Here is an 18,545-nt window from a genome sequence, read left to right as displayed (position 1 = left end):
AACGTGTCCGCTACGGTTCTGCCATGGGTGGTCGCATGGTGTCGGCCGCCGCTGCGCTCGCGGCGGCGGCCCTCGCCCCCCTCCTGACACGCGCCGACTGCTGACACTCGCCGCCCGCGCCAGGGCAGCGAAGCCGGCACCCCGGCGGCTGGCGCCTTCACGTCGATAGCCGGACCGCGGCCATAGCCCGTCGACAGAACGTGGGCCGGCGCACGACCGGAAGGTCTCGGGCTAGCCGAGCGGAAGCTCCGCAAGGAGCGGGTTGCGGTCGGACGGGTCGGCGATGACCGCGGTGACCGACGCGAGCGGGAGCACCGGGAAGCGGGAGACCGCGCCGATCTTCTCCTCGCTCGCCAGCACGTAGACGTCGGCAGAGCGCGCAGCGAGGGCTCGCTTGGTGACGGCGTCGTCGAGGTCGCCGGTGGTGAGCCCGTGCTCCGGATGCACGCCCGTCACCCCGAGGAAGAACGCGTCGGCGCCGAGGTGCTGCACCGCCTCGAGCGCGAGAGCTCCGCCCGCGACGAGGGAGTGGCGGGTGAGTTCGCCGCCGATCATGATCAGCCGCGCATCCGTCGACTCGGCTGTGGCGAGGGCGACCGCGGGGCTCGGCGTGATGACGGTGAGGCCGGTGCCGCGGGGGAGCAGGCGGGCCAGGGCGAGCGCGGTGGTTCCGCCGTCGAGCACGATGGTCGACGACGGGCGGATGCGCTGCACGGCCAGTCGCGCCACCCGCCCTTTGCTCGCCGTGGCCAGCTCCGAGCGTTCGGCCACGGGGCGGTCGGCGGGCGGCACCGGGAGGGCGCCGCCGTAGACGCGCACCAGCGCACCCTCGTCTGCCAGCTCGCGGAGGTCGCGGCGGATCGAGTCCTCCGAGACGCCGAGCTCGGCCGCCGCCGTCTTGGCGACGATGCGCCCCTCGTCGAGCAGCAGGCCGAGGAGGTGCGCTTTGCGCTGACCGGCGAGCATTCGCGCTCCTTCACGTTCTTGCACGATTGTGCACGGTTAACGCTACAGTGTCCCGCATGACACGTCCACTGCTGATCCTGATCGCCGGCCCCTACCGCTCCGGAACCGGCGGCGACCCCGCCGCCATCGCCCGCAACCTCGAGCGACTGGAGGAGGCGGCGGCCCCGCTGCACCGCCTCGGGCACGTGCCCATGATCGGCGAGTGGGTGGCGCTCCCGGTCCTCCGCGGCCTCGCCGACGCGGGGCCCGGCGCCGCTGACGCCAGTACCACCTCCGAGGGGGCCGCCACCCCCGAGGGCGCCGCCGATGGTGGGGCTACTGCCACCGAGGGCGGCCCAGCTGCGGAGGCGGGCGACGGAGACGTCATGTACGAGGTCGCCCGCCGCCTGCTTCAGCACTGTGACGGCGTGCTCCGCCTCCCCGGAGCGTCGCAGGGCGCCGACACCGACGTGGCGATCGCCCGCGAGCGCGGCCTCCCCGTCTGGTTCGACCTCGCAGACGTGCCGCCCGCCGCCTGATTTAGATCGCCCTGACCGAGGCGCCCGGGCCACGGCCCCGCCTCGGGCCCGGGGACCGCCCGCCGGATGGTGCCCGGCGGACGCCAGGGTCAGCCCGCCCAGGGCACCGCCACGTCGAAGACCCAGGTGACGCCGAAGGGGTCGGTCGCCATGCCGTAGAGCGGCGCCCAGGCCGCCGGCGCCAGCGGCACCAGCACGGTCGACGACGCCGCGAGGGCACTCCAGTACCGCTCGATCTCGGCGGCGTCGCTGCTGCGGATCGACACGAACAGCGGGATCACGCCCGGCGCGTACTCCGTGTGCGACGGCACGTCGTACGCCATCACCCGGAAGCCGTCCGGCGACTCGACCTGGCCCCACAGGAGCTGCGAGGCCTCCGCCGGCTCGGTGACGGCGTGCGCGTCGGCGTAGCTGACGGCGACCAGCTGCCCGCCGAAGACCGAGTGGTAGAACTCCAGCGCCGCCCGGGCGTCGCCGCGGAAGTTCAGGTGGGGGGTGGTGGCGATCGCCATGGTGTCTCCTTCGATGAGCGGATGCCCGGCGAGCGCTCCCGCCGGGCCACGTCACGGCACCCTGCCGCAACGGCTCCACTTTCTCGGCAGAAGCGGTCAGTTCCGGTCCGCTTCTTCAAATACAGTGAACCCATGAGTTCGACCTCGCGGATGCTGACGCTCCTCTCCCTGCTGCAGACCCGCCGCGACTGGCCGGGCGGCCTGCTAGCCGAGCGGCTCGAGGTCAGCCCCCGCACCGTGCGCCGCGACGTCGACCGCCTGCGCGAACTCGGCTACCGCATCGGCGCGGTCAAGGGCCCCGACGGCGGCTACCGACTCGACGCCGGATCCGAGCTGCCCCCGCTGCTCTTCGACGACGACCAGGCGATCGCGCTCGCCGTCGCCCTGCAGCACGCGACCGCGGCCGGCGCGGGGGTCGAGGAGGCGGCAGTCCGCGCCCTCACCACCGTGCGTCAGGTGCTCCCCGCGCGCCTGCGCCACCGGCTCGACGCCCTGCGGTTCACCACCCTCGAACCGCGGGCTCCGGATGCTCGGCCCACCGATCCCGAGCTGCTGATCACACTCTCGACCGCCGTCCGCGCCCGCCAGGTGCTGCGGGTCGACCACGTGAAGCCGGGGGCCGCCGTCGAGCAGGATCCGCCGCCGCCCCGCCGCGTCGAGCCGCACCACCTCGTCGCCTCCGCCGGGCGCTGGTACCTCGTGGCGTGGGATCTCGATCGCGACGACTGGCGCATCTTCCGCGCCGACAGGCTCGTGCCGCGCACGCCCGCGGGGACCCGGTTCGCGCCGAGGGCTGTACCCGGGGGCGACGTACGGGCGTTCGTCGCGGCGCGGTTCAAGGGCTCGGCCGCGCGGGACGAGTGGCCGAGCCGGGGGTCGGTGGTGCTCGAGCGCCCAGCCGAGGAGGTGCGGCCGTTCGTCGGCGACGACGTGGTCACTCCGCTCGACGGCGGCCGGGTGCGCGTCGAGGCGGGCGCCTGGTCGTGGCCGGCGCTCGCCGCTTCGTTCGCCCGCTTCGACGCCGCGATCAGCGAGGTGGAGCCGGGGGAACTGCGCGCGGCGTTCGGGGAGCTCGCCGCGAGGGCGGCCGTCGCTTCGAAGCCGCGTTCGAAATGACAGCGGTGTAACTGCTTCTAACGCTCCGTGCGGTGTTCACAGGCTGGGGAGGAGGAGTTTCCACACCCTGGTTCGGCGGGGATTCGCGCTTCTGACGAGTTGTCCCCGTCTTGTGCACGCGTTCTCCACAGATTCATCCACAGCCTGTGAACAACCGGTGTTCGAAGCTCGCGCTCAGATGCGCGGCGTGTCGCCGGGAGAAGCCGCGTGGCGAGCCGACGAGTCGTCGTCGACGGGCACCTCTTCGCGCCGCACGACGAGGCGCTCCTCGCGGAGTACCTGCCCCTCCTCGATGTCGGGCACCGGCGGCACGTCACCCGCAGCATGCTCGGGCGTGTGATCGCGGTCGCCGTCGCTGTCCCGGTGATCGCGGTCGCGGTCGGTCCCGGAATCGAGGGCTCGCTCGTCCCGGTCGGCGTCGTGGTCACGCTGCAGAGCGGCGGCGCGCTCGTCGCGGTCGCGATCCGCGTCACGGTCGGCACCCTCGCGGGCGGCGGGCTCCCCGGCGGCGGCCAGCGGAGTCGCGTCGGCACGCGCATCCTGAGCCTCGCCGGCGTAGTGCCGCCGCAGCTCGTCCTCCTGCTCGGGGCTGACGCCGCCGTCGGCCTCGTGGCGGGGCGCGTCCTTCACGAGGGCGGCCGAGTACGAGACGTAGACGTCGTCGCGCTCCCAGCGGGCGTCGTCGAGCGGCACCAGCCGGGTGGCGTGGCCGAGGAAGCCCGTGTGCACCTCGGCGAAGGTCGGATGCCCGTCGGCGGCGTCGACCAGCACCGTCGTGATGCGGCCGATCTTGGTGTCGTCGGCGCCGAAGAGGGTGGCCCCGATGATGCTCTGGATGTTGGAGGAGGGCAGCATGGTCAGCGCCCCAGTCCGGCGCGGTCGACCTTGCGGTGGAAGCGCATCCCGGCCACCCCGCCGAGGAGGGCGCCGACGAGGCTCGTGACGGCCGCGACCACGGCGGTGATGATGCCGGTCGTGGTGAGCGCGCCCTCGTTGACCGGGATGCGCGGGAAGCTGTTCAGGTTGCCGAGCACGTCGACCTGGCTGCCGCCGATCGCCGCCACGATGGCGACGACGACCGCGATCACGATGGCCCAGATCCACACGGCGAGGCCCTGCTTGAGGCCGTCGAAGCGCGCCATCCGGCCGGCGACGTAGCCGCCACAGAAGTAGGCGACGAGGATGATCACGACCAGCGCGATAGCGCCGACGATGCCGACCGTGGTGGCCTGCTCGTCGCTGACCTGCACGCTGCCGTCGTCGCGGATGCCGAGGCCGATCGCGACCCCCGTCGCCGCGACCAGCGCGGTCAGGATGACTGCGGTGCCCGTGGCGGTCAGCCAGCCGAAGAAGGCCGAGCCGAACTTGAAGCCGCCGAACTCGCGGCGCTCGCGCTCGACGACGTCCTGCCGGAGCGTGCTGCGCTCCTCGAGCGGCACCGAGCCGCCGGCCGCGGTGCCGGACGTGGCGGGGGCGACCGGGCTGCCCGCGGCGGGCAACGAGTCGGCCGGCACGGAACCGGCCCTCCGGTCGGGATCTGGCGTGGTCATGGGGTGTCCTTCCGTCGGGCTGCGGATGCGCACCCACGCGATCCGCGGTCGCACGCTGCAGTGCTCCCGATTCCAGTCAGCCCCCGTTGACCGTTTTCCGCCCGCCCTGGACACCGATCGCGCGCCGCGCTATAACCGCGCGGCTACCGCGCGACGACACCTGTCTCGACCGATTTCTTGCTCGCGGTCGTGTAGCCGTTGAGCTTCCCCGTCACCTGCACGCTCATCTTCTGTGCGAACTGAGCCGCAGTCGGTGTGAACGTCGACTTCGTCGCCCCGGAGACGGCCACGCCGCCAGCGAACCACTGATAGGTCAGCGTGGTGCCCGCGGTCCACGTGCCGTTCTTCGCCGACAGCACCACGCCGACCTTCGGGTGCCGCTGATGGTGGGAGTCGCAGCGACCAGCGTGCCCTTGGCCACCGCAGCGGTCGAGGCCGACGTCGTGCCCCGGCTCGTGTATCCCGCGAGCGTGCCGGTCACCTTCACCGAGCTACGTAGCGGCAGGTGAGAAGTCGCCTCGGTGGCGCCGGCAAGAGCCGTGCCGTTGCATGGTGGTGCTCGCGTCGATGGTGTGCTTCTCGCGGTCGCCGGGCTGTGGACCTGATCCCATCCCACCTGCATCGCGGATGGCACGGTGATCGTGGCCGGACCGAATCGGTTATCCGGGCGACGGGTCGAGCAGGGGTCGCATCCTGAAGGGATTCAGTTCGGAAAGGGGTCGCTTTCGTCCGACTCCGCAGGCGCTCTGCTCGCCCCGGCCTCAACGCTGATAATCGTCTTTGTGCCCGCTCAGACCGACGCTGAACACCCCGGATCCGTCCTTGTAGTCCTCCTCGGAGGGCCGATCACACGGCCGGGGTCTTGCCGCTAACCACCTCGCCAGTGATTGAGCAGCTCGTTCCCAAACTCAAACGTGCAGTACCTGTTCGCGATGCGATTCGTGGCGGGGCTCGGCATCGGCGGCGATCACGTGGCAATCGACGAACTATTCGCGAGCCACTACCGCGGGCGCCTCGGCATCACGATCAACGCCTCACTCCGCGATCGAGTCCTGTAAATCCGCAGAAGGCGACCCGAGACATGGGGCTTCGCAAGACGAGTTTGCGAGACAAGCCGGAGCCTCCCGATTTCGCGGATCTCACACGGCGAATCGCTAAGGAGTAGGTGCCTCGAAAATCTTTAGATTTTCAGGGCACTTGTGGCGCAAGCTCTCCCCTCCGGCGGCCGATTGGACGCTGTCGACTCATCTTCAGATGACGATGACGCGTCGGCCTCGCGTGTGTCCGGCTTGGCTGTCGGCTTGAGCAGCTGCTGCGGCCGCAAGGGGATAGGTCTTCTCGATCGGCAGGTGAAGCTGGCCTTTTGCTATGAGGTGTCTGGCCTCGGCGAGAGCGGCGAACATGTCTCCGCCGACGGCGAGGAACCGCACGCCGAGCGGGGGCGCCGACTGATCCGCGATCGTCACGACGCGTTCTGGGGCTCCCGTCAGGGTCACTAGCTCGGCGATGATTCCCGAGCCCGACGCATCCAGAGCGGCATCGACATGACCGAGCGCCTGAACTCGCCCCATCCATCCTTGGCCGTAGGTGGTCGCTTTCGCCCCGAGGTCACGGAGGTAGTCCTGATTTGCGGCGCCGGCCAGCCCTATGACGTCGATATCGCGGGCACGTGCGATCTGAACGGTCGCTGAGCCGACACCGCCGGAGGCGCCGTTGATGAGTAGCGTCTGCCCGGGTGTCACTCCGACCTCGTGGATCGCTCGGATAGCGGTTTCGACGACCGAGGGATACCCTGCCGCCTCCTCGAATGGCATCCCTTCTGGGATCGCCGCCCATGACGTCAGGATCGCGGACTCTGCGTAGGTCTCAAAGCCGCGGCCGAAGACGGGATCGCCAACGCTTACCCCCTTCACGCCAGGGCCCAGCTTGTCGACGATTCCCGAAGCGTCTTGCCCGGTACCGGAGGGCAGCTCGATGGGATGCGTCTGCTGCCTCTGTCCCTCCCTCACCCTCCAATCGACGGGGTTCACACCCGCGGCTCGGACGGCGATCCTGATCTGCCCGGTACCGGGCTCAGGCGTTACCGTCTCGGAAAGCTGAAGGACGTCCGGCCCACCGAACTCAGAAAAACTGATCTTCTTCACGGGTCGAACTTACACTACCCGTTAGTGTTTTGTATCTGTTAGTGCTTGGTATGCTGGGTGGATGAGCGCTTCCGGTGACACTCTCGGCAGGCGCGAGCGGAAGAAGGCTGAGACACGCAGTCGTATCGCTGAGTCCGCCCGGCGTCTGTTCCTGGAGCGCGGTTATGGCGCTGTGGGCATTCGTGATGTCGCCGCTGATGCCGATGTCGCAGTGACTACCCTCTTCTCGCATTTCGCGTCGAAGGAGGCGTTGGTCTTCGAACATGACGAGGTCTTCCGACAGGGCTTCGCTGAATCGGTGAGCCGACGAAAGCCGGACGAGTCGCTGATCTCTGTGCTGAGACGACACGTTGAGGGGATGGTGCGCCACTGCGGCTCGAAAGAGGCGCGCCCGATCTGGGACATGATTGACCGCTCCCCGGCGCTCCGAGCGTACGAGGAGTCCATGCTCGTTCGCCATGCGGACTCGCTGGCAATTGCCATTTCCGCCGACGACGGCCTCGCCTGCCCTCCGATAGCAGGACGGGCTGTTGCGCGGTTCGTGATCACGGCCTATTCCTTGGCCCGCACGTCACAGCATCCGACCACAACCCTCGATCACGTCTTCCCGCTGATAGACGCCGCCTGGTCAGCTCGCAACTGAGCCGAACCAGCTCTCTCAGGCCGTCATCCAGGGATCCAAGAGGGCGTGTCCCAGTGATTCAGACGCCCACTGGAGCCCACAGCCACAGTGCGTCAGCCCGGACCGTCGTGCACGGGACCGCACTCGACCATCTCGCAGCCACTGCCCCCCAAAAAAGGGTGGGTCATATATCTTGCTAGTCGACATAGCGATGCTTGTTCGTGGTTCGTAAGCGTGTGTGCCGAACGCTTCAATTGCGGAACTGCAATCCTAAGAATCTGGGCCCGGATCGGTGGGTCTGAGGTTAGAAGACCAGTACGGGCCGTCCCCGTACTCCGCCTTCCTCGATGAGTCGATGAGCGTCTGCGACGTGCTCGATCGGGTATGTACCGGCGACTCGGAGTGTGAGAGCGCCGGATTCGGCGAGGTCACGTAGCCGCGTGAGAGCGGCGGTGTCTCGCATGCGGTCGTAGATGAAGACGGGAGCCCAACGCACGCCCCGGTCGGTGGTGCCGGTGAATCCCTTGACGGTGGCGATTGCTCCTCCGTCGCGTACTGCGGCCGCCCCGCTCTCGCCGACTGATCCGGCGTCGACGATCCCGTCGACGCCATCTGGGCGGAGCTCGCGGACTGCGGCAGGGACCCCGTCGCCGCGCGGGAGCACGTGATCGGCGCCCAGGCTCGCAACGAGGTCGCGGTCCTTGTCTGCTGCGTCGGCGATGACGGTCAGTCCGGCTGTTTTAGCGAGCTGGATGGCGTAGCCGCCGATTCCGCCGGCCGCGCCGGTCACTGCCACCGTCGCACCCGGGGCGAGGTCGAGAGCTTCAACTCCCATCAGCGCGGTCAGCGCGGCCATGAGCAGGGTCGAGGCCGCCGTGAGGTCGACCCCCCTGTGGCGCGAGAACGACTGACTCTTCCGGTACGAGGACGTATTGTGCCTGTCCACCCAGAGCCAGTTCAACAACCAGGCAAAGTCGGCGGTTGCGGGGGCGAACAGGATGGGCTGTACCGGTTCATGATGCGTTGATCCCGGCGCCGGGGAGTGAAAACACCATGGTTCCAGCACAACAGCCCCGCGTTTGCGGTAGCCGCACTACCTAAATTCCACTTCCGGATGCTTCAGAGTCGAGATATGAGCTCGCCGTCGGTAATATAATGTAGTGTTACTACACGTCCGAAAGATGTGCGCAAAGGAGCCACCCGACCATGTCTGATCCGTCTACGACGAAGACCGTCGCCTTCGAGGCGGTCGGGGTGTCGAAGAGTTACCCGGGCGTCACCGCGCTCGATGGGGTCTCGCTCTCGGGCTACGCGGGCGAGGTGCTCGCCATCTGCGGTGCCAACGGCGCCGGAAAGTCGACGCTGGCGCGCCTGCTCGCCGGGCAGGAGCAGCCCACCAGCGGCTCCATCCGCATCGCCGGCTGGGACAAGCAGATCGCGGGACCGGCCGACGCCGCCGACGCCGGAATCCTGCTGATGCACCAGGAGCCGATGATCATCGACGACTTCACGGTCGCCGAGAACGTGTGGATCAAGTCCATCAGCTCCGCCGGCTCGGTTCGTCCCTGGGGGCTCACCTCCCGCCGCCGGGCACAGGCCACCCGGGACGTGCTGGCGAGCGTGGGGCTGCACGGCGTCTCGCCCGACCGACTCGGCCGCGATCTCGGCCCGGGCCTCCGCCAGATGCTCGCCCTCAGCCGCACCCAGGTGAACGACCACACCGTGCTGCTGCTCGACGAGACCACGGCGTCGACCACCGAGGAGCACTTCAAGGACGTGCTCGCCCTGGTGGAGCGGGAGCGCGCCGCCGGTGTCTCGGTGATCTTCGTGTCGCACCGCATGCCGGAGGTCTTCTCGATGTCCGACCGCATCGCGGTGCTCCGCAACGGCCGCCTGGTCGACGTGGTGAAGACCATCGAGACCACACCCTCCGAGGTGATGACGCTCATGATCGGCGAGGCCGTCAGCGCCCTGGAGCCGCCGGCACCCGTGGAGACGACCGCGCGACCGGTGCTCGAGGTGTCGGGGCTCAGTTCCGGTTCGGCCACCGACATCGCGTTCTCGGTGAAGCCGGGCGAGGTCCTGGGCATCTACGGTCTGGTGGGCAGCGGCCGCAGCTCGATCATCCGCTCGATCTCGGGGAACCAGTCGCGAGACGCCGGCGTCGTCACGCTGAACGGTCAGGAGGTGCATCCGAAGTCACCCGGCGAAGCCGCGGCGAAGGGCATCGCCTACCTCACCGAGGACCGCCGGCGTGAGGGCTTCGTGAAGGACTTCACCAACGGCGAGAACATGACGCTCGCCACCATCTCGAAGTACGCGCGCCTCGGTGTAATCAACCGTCGCAAGGAGAGCACCCGCATCGGCGAGCTGATCGGCGAGTACCAGGTGAAGGGCGGCCCGGCGACGCTCACCCGCACGCTCTCGGGCGGCAACCAGCAGAAGGTCGTCATCGCCAAGTGGCTCGAGGCGCGGCCGGATGTCGTGCTGCTGGACGAGCCCACGAAGGGCATCGACGTCGGCGCCCGCATGAACATCTACCAGATCGTGCACGGCCTCGCCGAGGAGGGCAAGGCCGTCGTCGTGGTGACCAGCGAGGCCGAAGAGGCCCTCATGCTCTGCAACCGCATCCTCGTTCTCAAAGAAGGCCGCTTCGTCGGCGAATTCACACCCGCAACCAGCACGACCGACGACCTGATCCGGGCGTCCCTCGCAGGAGTAACCGCATGACTCAGACACCCGCATCCACCGCCACAGCCCCGGCCGGCCCCCGGCCCGGTCCCGACTGGGGCCGCGTCGGCGCCTGGGCCAAAGAGCAGTACCCGCTCTACATCCTCATCCTGCTGCTGATCATCGCGGGGTTTTCGACCCAGGCGTTCTTCACGCCGCAGAATCTAACCAACCTCGTGCTCCAGGCGTCGGTGATCGGCATCGTGACCCTCGCCCAGTTCCTGGTGGTGCTCACCGGCGGCATCGACATCAGCGTCGGGTCGGTGGTGGGCCTCGCCGGCGTGCTGGCCGCCGGACTGTTCTCGGGCACGAGCGTTCCGCTCGCCATCCTGGTGGCGGTGCTCACCGGCGCCGCTATCGGAGCGGTGAACGGCTGGCTGATCGCTTTCCGCGGCCTCGAGGCGTTCATCGTCACGCTGGGCATGCTCGCGCTGGCCCGCGGGCTCGTCTACGCCTACACCGAGGGCGTGCCCGTCGCGCCGCAGGCCGAGGACTTCCGGGCCATCGCGTCGTCGACGCTGCTCGGCTTCCCCGTCATCGGCATCCTCTGGCTGGTGCTGGCGGCCGCCGTCGCCTTCCTGGTGCGCCGCACCGTGTTCGGCCGCCGCGTGTACGCGTCGGGCAGCAACAAGGAGGCGGCCCGAGCCGCCGGCATCCCCGTGCGCTCGACCCTCTTCCTGGTCTACGTGATCGCGGGCGTGCTGTCCGGCTTCGCCGGCTTCCTGCTCGCCTCGCGCGTCGGAGTGGGCACGCCGACGGCCGGCACCGGCTACGAGCTGAACGCCATCGCGGCGGTCGTCATCGGCGGCACCAGCCTCGTGGGCGGAAAGGGGCGCGTGTTCGGCGCCCTGGTCGGAACCCTCATCTTCGCGGTGATCAGCAACCTGCTCGTGCTGCTGAACGTGTCGACGTACCTGCAGGACGCGTTCCGCGGAGCGCTCATCCTCGTGGCCGTGCTGCTCACCACGATCCAGTTCGCCAAGAGAAAGAAGGCGCGCCAACTCACCTGACGCATCGCACCTGCACCACCAACCCACAGGCACCACTCCCGCAATCCCTTCGAATGAGGTCAATGATGACAATGAAAAAACGAGTCCTCGGATCGGTCGCCGCCGCGGCGATCCTCTTCTCCCTGGCCGGCTGCGGCACCGTCGGGGGCAGCAGCTCCGGTTCCTCGAGCACTGATGCCGCCGAGACGAAGGACGTCTCGGAGCTGACGATCGGCTTCCTCCAGCGTCAGCTCGACGCTCCCTACTACTCCGCGATGCAGTCGATGGCCGAGGACCTGGCCGACGAGCAGGGCTTCACCCTCCTGTTCCAGAACGCCAGCGGCGACCCCGTCACGCAGCTCGACCAGGCGCAGACCATGCTCTCGCAGGGTGCCGACGTGATCGTCGTCAACGCGATCAGCCCCGACACCGAGAAGGACCAGTTGTCGCAGATCGCCGACCAGGTGCCGCTGCTGTTCATCGACACGGGCATCCCGGATGTCGGCGTGACCTCGGTCTCGTCGGACAACGCGGCCGTGGGCTCCCTCTCGGGTGAGCTGGCCGCCAAGCGCTTCACGGCGGGCGAGAGCATCAAGGTGGGCGTGCTGAACGGCGGACCGAACGACGTGATCGTCGGCCCGGCACGTCAGCAGGGCTTCCTCGACGGCCTCACCAAGGCCGGTATCACCTTCGACGTCGTCGCCGAGACCGAGGCCGACTACGCGCAGGACAAGGCGGTTCCGGCCACCGAGTCGATGCTCGCCGCGAACCCCGACATCGACCTCATCCTGGGCCTGAACGACTCGATGGCGCTCGGCGCACTGACCGTGCTCGCCGACCAGGGCAACACGACCACCCTCGTCGCGGCCTCGGCCGACGGCCAGAAGCAGGCGCTCGAGCAGATCATGAAGGGCTGCGACGCCCAGTACGTGTCGACCGGTCTGAACTCGCCGTCGCTCGCCACCGAGCGTGCGTTCGAGATCGCCGTTCAGCTCGGCACCGGCGAGAAGGCTGCGAGCGACTTCGAGGCCAACGAGTACACCAAGGCTGCGGGCATCGACTGCAACAACGTGTCCGAGTTCTACGACGCCGGCAGCATCTTCTGATCTGACGCGCGTCACCCCGAACGGCCGGCAGACCCCGAGTCTGCCGGCCGTTCCCCTTCTACGAGAGGAACCGCATGAACACCAGCACCCGCACGCGCCGCCGCGTGATCGTGTCCGCCCCCGGCGAGGTGGGCCTCGTCACCGAGGCGCTGCCCGACCTGCTCCCCGATGAGGCGCTCGTCTCGCTGCAGGTCGCGGGGGTGTGCGGAAGTGACATCCACGGCCTGCACGGCACGCACCCCACCATGAAGCCCCCGTACTACCCGGGCCACGAGGTGGTCGGCGTCGTCGAGGCGCTCGGCTCCGACGTCACCGGGCTCGCGGTCGGCCAGCTCGTCACTCCCGAGCCCACGCTGCCGTGCGGCCACTGCAAGATGTGCATCACCGGACGCTCGAACATCTGCGAGAACATGCAGTTCTTCGGCTGCGGGTTCCGCGAGGGCGGCATGGCCGACGTGTTCAGCGTCAGGGCCAGCCGGCTGCACGTCGTCCCCGAGGGCTTCGACCTGCGGATGGCAGCTCTGATCGAGCCGTTCTCGACCCCTCTGCACGCCGTGCGCCTCGCCGGCGACATCTCCGGCAAGGCCGTCGCGATCATCGGCTGCGGCACCATCGGCCTGCTCATGCTCGCGGCCGCCCGGGCCAGGGGGGCCGCCCGCATCGTGATGACCGACGTGCTCGAGTCCAAGCGCCAGGGAGCGCTCGAGCTCGGCGCGGACGCTGTGGTCGACTCGGCCTCGCCCGACGTGGCGGCGCTCGTGCGCGAGCAGCTCGGCGAGACGGCCGACGTGGTGTTCGACTGCGTCTCCATCCAGCCGACCGTCGTCTCCGCCATCGACATGGTGCAGCGCGGTGGCACGGTCGTGATCGTGGGTGTGCCCTCGCGGCCGATCGAGGTTCCGGCGTTCGTTCTGCAGGACCGCCAGGTGCGGTTGCAGGGCGCGGCCACCTACGTGAGCGAGGACTACGCCGCCGCCATCCGCATCATCGCGGCCGGCGGGGTGGACACCGGCCACATGATCACCGCGACCTACCCGCTCGAGCAGACGGCGGAGGCGTTCGCCGCCGCCGCATCCGGAGACCAGATCAAGGTGCTGCTGACCGGCGAGGGCGTCGAACTCGGCTGACGCCGGCCCGAGACCGGGGTGTGCGACCTGTGGTGGTGTCGCACACCCCATTCGGGGCGTCTCAGCTATTGCGGCGGAAGCGCGCGAGCCCCTCTTTCATGGCCGTGAGCTTGTCCATATGCTCCTCGCCGCGGCGGAGCGCCACCGACGTCGCCAGGATGTCGATCACGACGAGGCCGGCCAGGCGGCTCACGGTCGGTGTGTACATGTCGGTGTCCTCGATCGTCTTGACGATCAGGGGGATGTCGCAGTGCTCCAGGAGCGGGCTGTCGTCTCCCGACATCCCGATCACCGTCGCCCCGTTCGCCTGAGCGGTCTGCGCCACCTGCAGCACCGACTTCGTGCGGCCCGTGTTCGAGATCGCGAGGATGACGTCGGTGGGCCCGGCCGTCGCCGCCGCCATGAACTGCTGGTGCGGGTCGGAGGGCGCCGAGCACGGCACCCCGAACAGCGCCGACTTCTGCTCGGCGTCGAGCCCGATGATGGCCGAGGCGCCGAGACCGGCGAAGGTGAGAGACGTCGACTTGAGGATGGCCTCGACCGCGCGCTCGATCTGGGCGGGGTCGAGGAAGCGGCGGGCGCGGTCCAGGCTCGAGATGGTGTGGTCGAAGATCTTGGTCGAGAGCACCTCGATCGAGTCGTCGCGGCCGATCGTCGACAGGGTGGCCGGGATGCCCAGAGCCAGCGTCTGCGCGAGCGAGATCTTGAACTGCTGGAACCCGCCGAAGCCGAGCGAGGTGCAGAACCGCATGACCGTCGGTTCGCTGACGCCCGCGGCGTCGGCGACGCCGGCCATCGTGGCGTTCATCACGAACGACGGGTTGTCGGCGACGAGCTGGGCGACCTTGCGCTCGGAGTTGCGGAGGGTGCCGATCACATCGCCAAGGTGCTCGAGCAGCGGTGCGTTCGTGGCCGAGTACGCTTCGGGCTTCATGAGCAGATTCTCCCCGCCGCGCCACCGTGGCGCGATCACACCCCCAGCGTAGCGATCAGGTTGGCGACGGACTGCTCGGTCGCCCGACGGGTGCTCGCACCGGTGTAGCCGCCGAGATGCGGGGTGAGCACGGTGCGCTCGTGACGCAGCAGCGCCGTGAGCTCAGGGGGCTCGGTGTCGAAGGCGTCGACGGCGTAGGCGGAGAGCTGCTGGGACTCCAGCGCCGCGAGCACGGCGTCGTCGTCGACGAGCGCCGAGCGCGCGGTGTTGACCAGCACGGAGCCGGGGCGCATCGTGGCGATGAGCGCGGCGGTCACCAGCGCGGAGCCGTCGGCGGGCGGCGGGCTGTGCAGCGACACCACGTCGCTGCCCGCGAAAACCTCGGCGAGTGTGGCGCTCTCGGCGCCCGAGTCGGGACCGACCTCCGCGAAGGCGTCGTTCGCGAGCACCCGGGCGCCGAGCGCGCCGGAGAGTTGCGCCACGATGCGTCCGATCGCGCCGAAGCCCACGACGCCCACCGTGATGTCGGGCATCTCACGCCCCAGCCGGCGCTCCCAGCCGCCCGCCTTCATGGCGTCGTTCGCGCGGGGCAGATCGCGGAGGGTCGCCAGGGTGAGCAGCACCGCGAGCTCGGCGACGCCGCGGGAGTTCGCGCCGCGGGCGAGCACCACCTCGACGCCCTGCGCCCGGGCGGCATCGAGGTCGACCGCGTCGGCCCCCACGCCGTTGCGGCTGATCACTCTCAGTCGCGGCGCCGCCTCGAGCACGCGGGCCGAGATCGTCTCCACCCCGGCCAGCCAGCCGTCGACCTCGGGTACGAGCTCGAGCAGCTCGGCCTCGTCGGGCAGGCGCCCCGCCGGCCCGGCCACCAGCTCGACCCCGCGGTCGCGCAGGGGCTGCAGCTCGGCGACCCGCTCGAGGCCGCCGGCGGTCATCGACCGGGGGGTGACGAGAACGCGCACGGCCGTCAGCTCCGGGTCGAGGCGGCGATGGCCGACAGCTCGTCGAACACGGGTCCGCTGGTCGGGATACTCACGTCGAACACCTCGGCGATGACCTGCGTCCAGCCGTGGATGAAGTAGATCCAGCCGTCCTCCACCTGAAGCGACCGCTCCTCCTGCGCGGCCCGCGCCTGGTCGAGGAAGACCAGGTCGCCGCGGTAGTTCAGGTCCCACACCACGGCCTGCTCGGGGAACACGACGTCGTCCGACAGGGGAGACCCTGGGGCGTCCTTGCCGAGGCCCGTGGCGTTCACCACCACCGCCCGGCGGCTCGCCCGGGCGAGCACCGCGTCATTGTCGGCGGGGGTTGGCGCGAGCACCGTCTCGAGCGCGACCTCGGCCGACGCGGCGTCGTGGATGCGCGTGAGCGTCTCGAGGCGGCCGGCGCTGCGATTGGTGACCAGGATGCGCGCCGGGCGGTCGTCGCCGCGTTCGGGTCGGGCGAGGTACCAGTCGATGGCGATGGCCGATCCGCCGGCACCGAACACCACGACGTCGGTGGGCTCGGCGGCGAAGTAGCCGGCCGGCAGGAAGGCGTCGAGCGCGTGGCCCGACGAGATCGGATCCTTCGCGTGGGCGCGGAAGCGGCCGTCGCGCTTGGACAGGCAGCTCACCTCGTCCATCAGCTCGGCGAGCGGGTCGATCTCGTCGAAGAGGTCTCTCGCCGCCTCGAAGAGGTCGATCTTGTGCGTCGTCACCAGTGCGCCGAGGCTCTGCGGGTCGTCCTTGAGGAATGTGACGACCTTCCGGTACTGCTCGGCGGGGGCGTGCAGGGGCAGGTCGATGCCGACGAGTTCGACCTCGCCGAGGCCGAGCGCCTCCGCCCAGAGCGGGAAGACCGTGCGGATGGACGAACTGCCGGTGGTGACGCCGATGAAGTAGAAGGTGGGCGTCGCGGCCGGTTCGAGGGTGTCGGAAGTGAAGGTGCAGGGCACGGGTGCTTTCTTCTTTCTGTCTGGTCGTCGGGCGCCGGGGGCGGCCGCGCAGTCGGGTGGTCAGGCGCCGTAGGCGGCCACGGTGGCGACGGCCGTACGGGCGGCGGCGCCGATCTCGTCGAAGCGGCCCTCGGTGATCTGGTCGCGGGGTGCGATCCACGTGCCGCCGATGGCGAAGACCGTGGGCAGCGCGAGGTAGGCGTCGAGGTTCGACGGGCGCACCCCTCCGGTGGGCATGAACCGGATGCCGAGCGACGCGAACGGTGCGGCGAAGGCCGCGACGGCGGCCGACCCGCCCGAGGGCTCGGCCGGAAAGAACTTCAGGTGGGTGTGACCCCGCTCGGCGGCCGCGAGGATCTCGGTCGAGGTGACCGCGCCGGGCACGAAAGGCAGTCCCACGGCGGTCGCGGCATCCGACAGCGCCGGGGTGAACCCGGGAGAGACGCCGAAGTGGACACCGGCCTCGACGGCGTCGTCGATCTGGGCGGGGGTGAGCAGCGTGCCCGCCCCCACGAGGAATCCAGGCACCTCGGCGGCGATGGCGCGGATCGCCTCGAGGGCGGCGGGGGTGCGGAGGGTGACCTCGGCGACCGGGAGGCCGGCGGCGGCGAGAGTCTGCGCGAGCTCGACGCCGCGGCGGGCATCGGTGATCTCGACCACGGGCGCGATCCGGGCGAGCGTCAGCCGCTCGAGCACGCTGCCGCTCATGCGGAGGCCTTGCGGTACCCGCGGTGGCGCGGGTTGGGAGCGGTCGTCCAGCCGTCGCCGTCAGCCACAACGAGCGTCTTCATGCCGCCGGCCTCGGCGATGATCGCGTAGTCCTGACCCGCGTCGGCGGCGTAGGAGAACAGTGTCACGAAGGGCTCGTCGCCCACGTTCACGCTCCGGTGGATCCACTGGCCCGGCACGTTGACCGCCTTGCCCGGGGTGAGTTCGATGGCTGCGGTGTCGCCGTCGACCGTGTCGAGCAGCATCACCCCTCGCCCGCTCAGGCAGTAGTAGAGCTCGGCGCGATCGGAGACCGCGTGCAGGTGGCCGCGGGTGACGGCGAACTCGTCGCCGTAGCGGCCGGGGAGCACGATGCTGGTGCCCACGATCAGGGCGCCGGGGCCGTTCTGGTACTTCTGCTCGTTCACCGAGTACACCAGCGCCGATTCACCATCGGCTTCGACCGCGGCCGTCCACGCCTTCTCGTCGAGGTAGACGCCGGCCATGTCGCCGACCACCTTCTCGTAGTGACGGGTCGACCCCTCGAACCCGCCGGAGGCGGAGATCTCCAGCAGAGTCGGTCGATCGATAGCGGGGGCGTCGGATGTCATGGGTTCTCCTCCTCGAGAGTTGGTAGTCATACTACAAGCATGGTGCCAGTTTGCTGCCGCAAGAGCGAATTACGGCCTTTCAGAGGGTCGAGGGTGCACATGCTGGGGTGTCTGTTGTAGTTTTACTAGACAGCACCTCGCGGCGTGCACGGACTCAACGGAGAATCGACATGCACGACGGCGTCCCCCTCCCAAGGTTCCGGCGCCGGCTGTCGTGCCCGGTCAGTTAGGAATCACAGTGGATACAACTCGTTTCAGCAATCGCCGCGTGGCGATCACGGGCGGCGCCGGCGGAATCGGCCAGGCCATCGCACGCCGTCTGGTCGCCGAGGGGGCCGAGGTCTTCGCGCTCGACCGCAAAGGCCTGGAGGGTCTGCCGGAGGGCGTGTCGGGCCTGGAGCTCGACCTCGGCTCACCGGCATCCGTCGCCGAGGTGGTGGCGTCGCTGTACGCGGGCGACGATCGCCCGGTCGACCTGGTCAACAGCGCCGGCATCGTCGAGGACGACGTGGCCGCGGTGGACATGCCGATCGAGCAGTTCGACGCCGTGATCGGGGTCAACCTCCGCGGTGTCTTCCTCACCTGCCAGGCGTTCGGCCGCGAATTGATGGCGAGAGGCGGCGGCGCGATCGTGAACATCGCTTCGATGTCGGGCAACGCGGTGGTGAACTTCCCGCAGAAGCAGAGCGCCTACAACACCTCGAAGGCGGCGGTCACCGCCCTCACCAAATCGCTCGCGGTCGAGTGGGGTCCCTCCGGCGTGCGGGTGAACGCACTCTCGCCCGGGTACGTCGACACTCCGCTGAACCACCTCAAGGCCCACATGCACGACACCTGGAAGCGCGACGTCGTCGTCGACCGGTTCGCGACTCCCGAGGAGGTCGCCGGATCGGTGGCCTTCCTGCTGAGCGACGACGCGAGCTACTACGTGGGCGCCGAATTGCTCATGGACGGCGGGTACTCGCTGCGCTGACGC

At 69.5% G+C, this 18,545-nt stretch carries 22 protein-coding genes; 10 read left to right on the top strand and 12 right to left on the bottom strand.

Translation table 11 applies throughout. The features are described 5' to 3' along the window. Positions 1-231 precede the first annotated feature (231 nt). Positions 232-966: a DeoR/GlpR family DNA-binding transcription regulator gene (locus tag BJ984_RS02640; protein ID WP_179546713.1), complete on the bottom strand. Its 735-nt coding sequence runs from the start codon at positions 964-966 to the stop codon at positions 232-234. A gap of 56 nt (positions 967-1,022) precedes the next feature. Between BJ984_RS02640 and BJ984_RS02635 the strand changes: the two genes are divergently transcribed. Beyond that, entirely contained in the window at positions 1,023-1,484 is a 462-nt protein-coding gene (locus BJ984_RS02635) for a DUF4406 domain-containing protein (protein WP_179546712.1), read from the top strand. Positions 1,485-1,573: 89 nt separating this feature from the next. Here the strand turns inward: BJ984_RS02635 and BJ984_RS02630 are convergent, their stop codons facing one another. After that, the gene (locus BJ984_RS02630) at positions 1,574-1,996 is read right to left on the bottom strand and encodes a VOC family protein (protein WP_179546711.1); all 423 of its coding nucleotides are present in this window, start codon (positions 1,994-1,996) and stop codon (positions 1,574-1,576) included. A 132-nt stretch (positions 1,997-2,128) separates the two neighbouring features. On the opposite strand from BJ984_RS02630, the gene BJ984_RS02625 reads away from it, so the two are divergent. After that, the gene (locus tag BJ984_RS02625) at positions 2,129-3,112 is read left to right on the top strand and encodes a helix-turn-helix transcriptional regulator (protein ID WP_179546710.1); all 984 of its coding nucleotides are present in this window, start codon (positions 2,129-2,131) and stop codon (positions 3,110-3,112) included. A 174-nt stretch (positions 3,113-3,286) separates the two neighbouring features. Here the strand turns inward: BJ984_RS02625 and BJ984_RS02620 are convergent, their stop codons facing one another. The 3 genes from BJ984_RS02620 to BJ984_RS02610 all read right to left on the bottom strand — a co-directional run bounded on the left by BJ984_RS02620 (position 3,287) and on the right by BJ984_RS02610 (position 5,024). Further along, a complete protein-coding gene (locus BJ984_RS02620; RefSeq protein ID WP_179546709.1) occupies positions 3,287-3,967 on the bottom strand; it encodes a PRC-barrel domain-containing protein in 681 nt (226 codons plus the stop codon). A 2-nt stretch (positions 3,968-3,969) separates the two neighbouring features. Beyond that, the gene (locus BJ984_RS02615; protein WP_246306421.1) at positions 3,970-4,662 is read right to left on the bottom strand and encodes a hypothetical protein; all 693 of its coding nucleotides are present in this window, start codon (positions 4,660-4,662) and stop codon (positions 3,970-3,972) included. 143 nt (positions 4,663-4,805) lie between these two features. Then, a complete protein-coding gene (locus BJ984_RS02610; RefSeq protein WP_179546708.1) occupies positions 4,806-5,024 on the bottom strand; it encodes a hypothetical protein in 219 nt (72 codons plus the stop codon). Positions 5,025-5,045: 21 nt separating this feature from the next. Here BJ984_RS02610 and BJ984_RS18880 point away from each other — a divergent pair, with 21 nt between their 5' ends. After that, complete coding sequence (locus tag BJ984_RS18880; RefSeq protein ID WP_271206371.1) at positions 5,046-5,171, top strand: hypothetical protein; 126 nt, start codon at positions 5,046-5,048, stop codon at positions 5,169-5,171. 405 nt (positions 5,172-5,576) lie between these two features. After that, a complete protein-coding gene (locus BJ984_RS02605) occupies positions 5,577-5,720 on the top strand; it encodes a hypothetical protein (RefSeq protein ID WP_179546707.1) in 144 nt (47 codons plus the stop codon). Positions 5,721-5,912: 192 nt separating this feature from the next. Here BJ984_RS02605 and BJ984_RS19030 read toward each other — a convergent pair whose 3' ends face one another. After that, positions 5,913-6,806, bottom strand: coding sequence for an NADP-dependent oxidoreductase (locus BJ984_RS19030; protein WP_179546706.1), 894 nt, complete (start codon positions 6,804-6,806; stop codon positions 5,913-5,915). A 61-nt stretch (positions 6,807-6,867) separates the two neighbouring features. On the opposite strand from BJ984_RS19030, the gene BJ984_RS02595 reads away from it, so the two are divergent. Beyond that, positions 6,868-7,449 (top strand): TetR/AcrR family transcriptional regulator, encoded by a 582-nt coding sequence (locus BJ984_RS02595; protein WP_179546705.1) that lies wholly within the window; start codon positions 6,868-6,870, stop codon positions 7,447-7,449. Positions 7,450-7,732: 283 nt separating this feature from the next. Here the strand turns inward: BJ984_RS02595 and BJ984_RS02590 are convergent, their stop codons facing one another. Then, complete coding sequence (locus tag BJ984_RS02590; protein ID WP_179546704.1) at positions 7,733-8,284, bottom strand: zinc-binding dehydrogenase; 552 nt, start codon at positions 8,282-8,284, stop codon at positions 7,733-7,735. A gap of 350 nt (positions 8,285-8,634) precedes the next feature. On the opposite strand from BJ984_RS02590, the gene BJ984_RS02585 reads away from it, so the two are divergent. The 4 genes from BJ984_RS02585 (at position 8,635) to BJ984_RS02570 (ending at position 13,380) form a co-directional block, all read left to right on the top strand. Beyond that, on the top strand, positions 8,635-10,158 hold the full coding sequence (locus tag BJ984_RS02585) for a sugar ABC transporter ATP-binding protein (RefSeq protein WP_179546703.1): 1,524 nt from the start codon (positions 8,635-8,637) through the stop codon (positions 10,156-10,158). Beyond that, positions 10,155-11,168, top strand: coding sequence for an ABC transporter permease (locus BJ984_RS02580; RefSeq protein WP_179546702.1), 1,014 nt, complete (start codon positions 10,155-10,157; stop codon positions 11,166-11,168). Before BJ984_RS02585 ends, BJ984_RS02580 begins: the two co-directional genes overlap by 4 nt. Before the next feature lie 71 nt (positions 11,169-11,239). Continuing rightward, positions 11,240-12,253 (top strand): sugar ABC transporter substrate-binding protein, encoded by a 1,014-nt coding sequence (locus BJ984_RS02575; RefSeq protein WP_179546701.1) that lies wholly within the window; start codon positions 11,240-11,242, stop codon positions 12,251-12,253. A 74-nt stretch (positions 12,254-12,327) separates the two neighbouring features. Then, on the top strand, positions 12,328-13,380 hold the full coding sequence (locus tag BJ984_RS02570; RefSeq protein WP_179546700.1) for a zinc-dependent alcohol dehydrogenase: 1,053 nt from the start codon (positions 12,328-12,330) through the stop codon (positions 13,378-13,380). 61 nt (positions 13,381-13,441) lie between these two features. Here the strand turns inward: BJ984_RS02570 and BJ984_RS02565 are convergent, their stop codons facing one another. From BJ984_RS02565 to BJ984_RS02545, 5 genes are read right to left on the bottom strand one after another with little or no spacing between them, the layout of a single operon-like run. Further along, the gene (locus tag BJ984_RS02565) at positions 13,442-14,314 is read right to left on the bottom strand and encodes an SIS domain-containing protein (RefSeq protein ID WP_179546699.1); all 873 of its coding nucleotides are present in this window, start codon (positions 14,312-14,314) and stop codon (positions 13,442-13,444) included. Between the two features lie 35 nt (positions 14,315-14,349). Further along, positions 14,350-15,276 (bottom strand): NAD(P)-dependent oxidoreductase, encoded by a 927-nt coding sequence (locus tag BJ984_RS02560; RefSeq protein ID WP_218869962.1) that lies wholly within the window; start codon positions 15,274-15,276, stop codon positions 14,350-14,352. Positions 15,277-15,281: 5 nt separating this feature from the next. Then, complete coding sequence (locus tag BJ984_RS02555) at positions 15,282-16,250, bottom strand: shikimate dehydrogenase family protein (RefSeq protein ID WP_179546698.1); 969 nt, start codon at positions 16,248-16,250, stop codon at positions 15,282-15,284. 60 nt (positions 16,251-16,310) lie between these two features. Beyond that, positions 16,311-16,958: a bifunctional 4-hydroxy-2-oxoglutarate aldolase/2-dehydro-3-deoxy-phosphogluconate aldolase gene (eda, locus tag BJ984_RS02550; RefSeq protein WP_179546697.1), complete on the bottom strand. Its 648-nt coding sequence runs from the start codon at positions 16,956-16,958 to the stop codon at positions 16,311-16,313. Next, entirely contained in the window at positions 16,955-17,569 is a 615-nt protein-coding gene (locus BJ984_RS02545; RefSeq protein ID WP_179546696.1) for a glucose-6-phosphate isomerase family protein, read from the bottom strand. The genes eda and BJ984_RS02545 overlap by 4 nt, the downstream gene beginning before the upstream one ends. A gap of 268 nt (positions 17,570-17,837) precedes the next feature. Between BJ984_RS02545 and BJ984_RS02540 the strand changes: the two genes are divergently transcribed. Next, the gene (locus tag BJ984_RS02540) at positions 17,838-18,542 is read left to right on the top strand and encodes an SDR family NAD(P)-dependent oxidoreductase (protein ID WP_218869961.1); all 705 of its coding nucleotides are present in this window, start codon (positions 17,838-17,840) and stop codon (positions 18,540-18,542) included. Positions 18,543-18,545: the final 3 nt, after the last annotated feature.

This window comes from Herbiconiux flava (genome assembly GCF_013409865.1).
In the GTDB taxonomy this organism is placed as follows: domain Bacteria; phylum Actinomycetota; class Actinomycetes; order Actinomycetales; family Microbacteriaceae; genus Herbiconiux; species Herbiconiux flava.
The sequence above is the reverse complement of the archived record's forward strand: the minus strand, read 5'-3'. Positions and strand labels throughout refer to the sequence as shown.